This is a genomic window from Frankia sp. CcMO1 (assembly GCF_977945845.1).
The window spans coordinates 1-6,395 of the sequence record NZ_CDWTMG010000096.1 but is presented as its reverse complement, the minus strand read 5'-3'; the positions used below and the strand labels follow the sequence as shown (position 1 = coordinate 6,395).

Below are 6,395 nucleotides of genomic sequence, written 5' to 3'. Positions count from 1 at the left end.
CCGTCTGCCGCGGAGGCGACCGAGCTACGCCGGCTGCGCGAGGAGCTCGCCGCCTACCGGGATCGCCTGGCTGAGACGGGGCTCCGCCTCGACGGCAGCCATGACCGGCTGGCGGCGGAGCGGACCGCCCGGGCGGAGGCCGAGCAGGCACTCGCCCACGCTCAGGCGGAGATGCAGGCGCTGCATTCCACCGTTGTGGATCTCCATGGGCGGATCTCGACGCTCACGGTGGTCTCTTCCGCGGACCGGTCCGATGCGCAGGTCGGTGGTGCGGTCGAGGGGATGGTGTTCGACGCCGACGCCGACGCGATGTCGGTGCGTGAGGTGCTGTCCCCGCAGACCGGCGTGCGGGTATCCGGGGTGGGCGGCCGTGAGCGGCGGACGACGGCGGACGAGCGTGAGGCGTTCATCCAACGGGCCAGGGTGGCGGCCCGCGAGCCGCGCACGGAGGTCCAGGTCCGGGCCGAGGTCGACCGGATGCTGTGGGCGGCCGGATGGGTCGTGCAGGACGTCTCCGCGCTGAACCTGTTCGCCGCCGACGGGGTGGCGGTGCGTGAGGGGCGCACGGCCTCCGGTCCGGCCGACTACTTGCTGTACGTCAACCAGACGCTGGTCGGTGTGATCGAGGCGAAGCGGGAGGGGACGCCGCTCACCCAGGTAGAGAGCCAGTCCGCCCGATACGCGGAGACGTTGACGAAGGAGCAGCGGATGGCCGCCTGGCGTGCCCCGCTGCCGTTCCGGTACGAGACAACGGCGGTGGAGACCCAGTTCACCAACGACCTCGACCCCGCACCGAGAGCCCGGCGGGTCTTCTCCTTCCATCAGCCGGCGACACTGGCCCGATGGATGCGGGAGGCCGACGAGGACCCGGCGTACCCGACCCTGCGGGCCAGGCTCGCCGCGATGCCGGCGGCGTTTCCGCTGGCCACCGGGTCGCTGCGGCCGGCGCAGGTCGACGCGGTGACCGGGCTGGAACGTTCGCTCGCCGCCGGCCGGCCGCGGGCGCTGATCCAGATGGCGACCGGTGCGGGAAAGACGTACGCGGCCGTGACCGCGAGCTGCCGGCTGCTGCGCCACGCGCGGGCCCGCCACGTCCTGTTCCTGGTGGACCGCAACAACCTGGGCCGGCAGGCGCGCACCGAGTTCTCCGGCTACCCGATCCCGGATGACGGCCGCCGGTTCACCGACCTGTACAACGCCGAGATCCTCGCCGGCTCGGGGATGGCCGACTCCTGGCAGGTGGTTATCTCGACGGTCCAGCGGCTGTACGCGGTGCTGTCGGGCCGCAGCGTGCCGGATGCCGACACCGACGACCCGGACCTCGACGACGGCCCGGCGGAGATGGGCGACGAGGACGCCGAGCCGGCCGCCGTGTCCTACAACGCCGACCTGCCGCCGGAGAGTTTCGACCTCATCATCATCGACGAGTGTCACCGTTCCATCTACGGGAAATGGCGGGCGGTGCTGGAGTACTTCGAGGCCTTCCAGGTCGGGCTCACCGCGACTCCGACGAAGCAGACGCTGGGGTACTTCCAGCGGAACCTGGTAAGCGAGTACACCAACCAGCAGGCGGTGGCGGACAAGGTCAACGTCGACTTCGACGTCTACCGCATCCGCACGAAGCATGGCGAGCGGGGCGACACCATCGAGGCCGGCATCACCGTGCCGCGCCGTGACCGGCGGACCCGGGCGCAGCGGTACGAGGAGCTGGACGACGACTTCAGCTACGGCCCGAACCAGCTCGGCCGATCCGTCATCAGCGAGGGAAACCTCGACCTGGTGCTCACGACGTTCCGGGACAGGCTGTTCACCGAGATCTTCCCGGGCCGCACCGAGGTGCCGAAGACGCTGGTGTTCGCCCGCGACGACAACCACGCTGGCGAGATCGTCCGCAGGATCCGGGAGGTCTTCAACCGGGGCAACGACTTCGCCGCGAAAATCACCTACTCGGTACGGAACACCGAGGAGCTGCTGGCCTCGTTCCGGAACTCGGCGGAGCTCCGCGTCGTCGTCACCGTCGACATGATCTCCACCGGGACGGATGTGCGTCCGCTGGAATGCCTGCTGTTCCTGCGCAACCCGAAGAGCCCGGTCGCCTTCGAGCAGATGAAGGGGCGCGGCGCGCGGACGATCGACCCGACCGAGTTCCAGAGCGTCACCCCGGACGTGCGCACCAAGGACCGGTTCGTACTGGTCGACGCGATCGGCGTCGTCGACACGAAGCGGGTGGACGCGGCCCCACTGACCCGGCATACCGAACGGCAGATCAGCCTGGAGGCGTTGCTGCGCAAGGCCGGCAGCCTGGAGATCACCGCAGCGGAAACGGCGACACTCGCCTCCCGGCTCGCCCGGCTCAACCAGCAGCTCACCGCCGAGGAACGTACCGAGCTGGAGGCCCTCGCGCAGACGCCGCTGACGTCCGTGATCGGCAGCCTGATCCAGGCCGCCGACCCGGACCGGCTGGCCGACGCCGAGGCCGCCGGCCCGGCCGCTATCCGCGAGCTGGTGAAGGCGGCGGTGCGCCCGCTGGCGGCCAATCCCGCCCTACGCGCCCGCATGCTGGAGATCCGCCGCGCCCACGAGATCACCATCGACGAGGTGAACGCGGACGTCCTGCTCTCCGCCGGGGGCGTCGACCGGACCGAGCTGGCGCGCGATCAGGTCACCTCCTGGCGGGCGTTCCTCCGCGAGCACCACGACGAGATCGCTCTGATCGAGGCGTCCTACGAGCACGGCGGCGGGCCGCGGCCGGTGTACGCCCAGGTGATCGAGCTGGCGGCGCGGATCGCCCGACCACCGTACCTGTGGTCGCCGACTACGCTGTGGCGGTCGTACCGGGTGCTGGGGCTGGCGCCGGAGGAGCCGGAGGTAAATTACGGACCATTGGATCTGATCGGGCTGATCCGCTATGAGCTGGGCGTTGACGTCCAGCCGCGACCCCACCGGACCGTCGTCGAGGAGCGGTTCACCGCCTGGCTCGCCGCGCAGCGGCACGTCGGCGTCACGTTCACCCGCGACCAGACGTGGTGGCTGGAGAAGATCAAGGAGATCGTGGTGAGTGCGGCGGGCTTCGCTGACGGCGACTTGGACGAGTGGCCGTTCACTCAACGCGGCGGAACGGACGGTTTCCTGGCCGCCTTCGGTAATGACCGCGCCAGCACCGTCCTCGACACCCTCCGCGCCGGCCTCACCGCATGACCGACCTCCCCCCCGGCTGGGAATGGGCCTGTCTGGAAGACCTGCTGGCGGTAGAACCCAGAGCCATCACCGACGGGCCTTTTGGGTCGAACCTGGCTTCGCGCCACTACACTTCGTCGGGTGCCAGAGTGATTCGCCTTCAGAACATTGGTGACGGTGCTTTCAACGACAGCGACAAGGCTTATATAGACCTCGATCATTTCGAGGAGTTGCGTGCGCACGAAGTGCACGCGGGTGACCTCGTTGCTGCCTCGCTGGGTGGGGAACTCCCTCGGGCATGTATTGTTCCGGATCTCGGAGTACCAGCTGTCGTGAAGGCCGATTGTATTCGGGTTCGGCCCCACCCTTCCATCGAACCGAGTTGGCTGCTTCATGCCCTGACCTCACCGCAGTCTCGAAGATATTCGGCGTCCAAGATCAGGGGAGTCGGTCGACCTCGTCTTGGCCTCGGGGAGCTGCGACGTGTACCTCTCCCGGTGCCTCCGTTGGTCGAGCAGCGCCGCATTGTCGCAGTCCTCGAAGGGTCGCTTGAGAGAATCAGGCAAGGCGTAGGCGGGTTGGAACGTACGTTATTGCGAATTGATCATCTGCGAAGTTCGTTGCTGTCGGCGGTGTGCTTCGGCAGGGTTGGTCGGTGGGCCGACGCGCCACGTGTCACATTTCTTCATGATCGAGTGTCGGTAGACGGTGATGTTCCGGGGATTCCACTGGAGTGGCACTGGTGCCGTCTTGGAGAGATCGCCGACGTGGTGGGTGGGGTGACCAAGGACGGCAAGAAGAAATCCGACCCGGACCTTCCTGAGGTTCCGTACCTGCGTGTGGCGAATGTGCAGCGAGGTTATCTGGATCTTGCGAAGATATCGACGATCCGGGTGCCCGCAGCCAAGGCTCGTGCGCTCACTCTTCAGCCGGGCGATGTTCTTCTGAACGAAGGTGGGGACCGCGATAAGCTTGGACGTGGGTGGGTGTGGGACGGGCAGATCGACGGATGTATTCACCAGAACCATGTATTTCGAGTTCGTCTGTATGACGGAATTCTGCATCCGAAGCTGCTCGCTTGGCATGCCAACGAGTTCGGTCAGGGCTGGTGCGAGAAAAATGGTCGGCAGAGCGTCAACCTCGCCTCGATCAGCTTGTCCCAGATCAAGCGGCTTCCCGTTCCGATTCCCCCGGTAGAAGCACAGGCTGATCTGGTCAGCGCAGCCGAAGAATGGCTGAGTGTCCTGGACACCGGCGAGCGTCTGGTGCGTGGAGGTCTCGCGAAGGCTACCGTGCTACGGAAGGCGTTGTTGGCGGAGGCATTCACGGGGCGGCTGGTGGCGCAGGATCCGGCGGATGAGTCGGCGTCGGTGTTGTTGGAGCGGATCCGGGCGGAGCGGGCGGGTGCGGTGAAGGCGCCGAGGCGGCGGCCACGCAAGCTTCCGGCGCAGGAGGGGCAGTCTGCGGCGGCGGTGGGGACCGCGTCCCGGCCGATGGGAGAGTGGGCCTCCGTCGTGTCCGCGCCGATGCTGCCGCTCGACGATGTTGCCATCGATAACGACAAGGATGTGCTGGGGTGAGCGCGAAGGCACGGCAGCTCGTCGCGAAGCTGTGGAACTACTGCGACGTGCTGCGCGATGACGGCGTCTCCACCATCGACTACGTCGAGCAGTTGACCTACCTGCTGTTCCTGAAGATGGCGCACGAGCGGGCTTACCGGAGCTTCAACCCGGACGTAGCCCTGCGGCCAGTCGCGGACCGGTGGCAGAAGCTGCTCGACTACGACGGCGACGACCTGGGGACCGCGTACCGACACACCTTGGAGGATCTCGCCAAGGAGGCGGGCATGCTCGGCGTGATCTTCCGCAAGGCGCAGAACCGCATCCAGGATCCGGCGAAGCTCAAGCGGCTTATCGTCGATCTGATTGAGAAGGAGGAGTGGTCGTCGACCGGTGTCGACGTGAAGGGTGACGCCTATGAGGAGCTGCTGGCCAAGAGCGCCGAGGATATCAAGTCCGGCGCCGGCCAGTACTTCACTCCCCGCGCACTGACCGCGGCCATGGTCGACTGCCTCCAGCCGGGTCCGGACGACACGGTCTTCGATCCTGCCTGCGGCACCGGCGGCTTCCTGCTGGCCGCCGCCGACTACATCCAGCGCCATCATGGCGCCACGCTGTCGCCGGAGCAGCGCGCCGGCTTCAGCCGCGGAAAGATCCGGGGTATGGAGCTGGTAGACGGCACCGCCCGGCTCGCCGCGATGAACATGCTGCTGCACGGCATCGGCCACCCCAACGGCAACACCCTCATCGACGTCGGGGACGCGCTCGCCGGCCGGTACGGCGGGAATCCGACGATGATCCTCGCCAACCCGCCGTTCGGCAAGAAGTCCTCAATCACCGTGATCGGTGAGGACGGCCGCGCTGGCCGGGACGATATTGCGTACAGCCGGCAGGACTTCTGGACGACGACCACGAACAAGCAGCTCAACTTCGTCCAGCACATCGCGTCGTCGCTGGACGTGGACGGCCGGGCCGCCGTCGTCGTGCCCGACAACGTGCTGTTCGAGGGCGGGGCGGGGGAAACGGTCCGCCGCCGGCTGCTGGCGGAATACGACGTCCACACCCTGCTGCGGCTGCCCACCGGTATCTTCTACGCCGGCGGGGTCAAGGCGAACGTGCTGTTCTTCGACAGGCGCCGGGCTCGGCCGGGCACGCCGTGGACGGCGACCCTGTGGGTGTACGACCTGCGGGTCGGCCAGCACTTCACGTTGAAGCAGAATCCGCTGCGCCGCGAGCACCTCGGCGACTTCGTCGCCTGCTACCGGCCGGGGGAACCGCGCGGCACCCGCACCGAGTCCGAGCGGTTCCGCCCGTTCGACTACGATGAGCTGGCCGCTCGGGACAAGGCGAACCTCGACATCACCTGGCTGCGCGACCCCAGCCTTGACGACGCCGACAGCCTGCTACCTCCCGACGTCATCGCCCGTGAGATCGTTGAGGAGCTCCAGGCCGCCCTGGTCGAGTTCTCCGCCATCGCAGATGCCCTCGCGGCCAACCGCTCCGCCGACGCCACCGCTACACCGGACGATGCCGCCTCGTCCGACTGAGACCTTGCGGTGTGAAAGGGCCTGACGCGCCGCGACCCCATCCCGTGGTCCGCGTCGCGGGTTCGACACGGACGTTTAGTCCACCACGTCTGGACGCAGCCCTACACCGCAG

General features: G+C 67.6%; 3 protein-coding genes. All 3 read left to right on the top strand.

Annotated features, from left to right (window positions below; genetic code table 11):
• On the top strand, positions 1–3,198 hold a 3,198-nt coding region (locus AC08OU_RS13220), incomplete at its 5' end, for a type I restriction endonuclease subunit R (RefSeq protein WP_476605007.1).
• Complete coding sequence (locus AC08OU_RS13215) at positions 3,195–4,757, top strand: restriction endonuclease subunit S (RefSeq protein WP_476605006.1); 1,563 nt, start codon at positions 3,195–3,197, stop codon at positions 4,755–4,757. The genes AC08OU_RS13220 and AC08OU_RS13215, both read left to right, overlap by 4 nt.
• Entirely contained in the window at positions 4,754–6,283 is a 1,530-nt protein-coding gene (locus tag AC08OU_RS13210; protein ID WP_476601701.1) for a class I SAM-dependent DNA methyltransferase, read from the top strand. Before AC08OU_RS13215 ends, AC08OU_RS13210 begins: the two co-directional genes overlap by 4 nt.
• Positions 6,284–6,395: the final 112 nt, after the last annotated feature.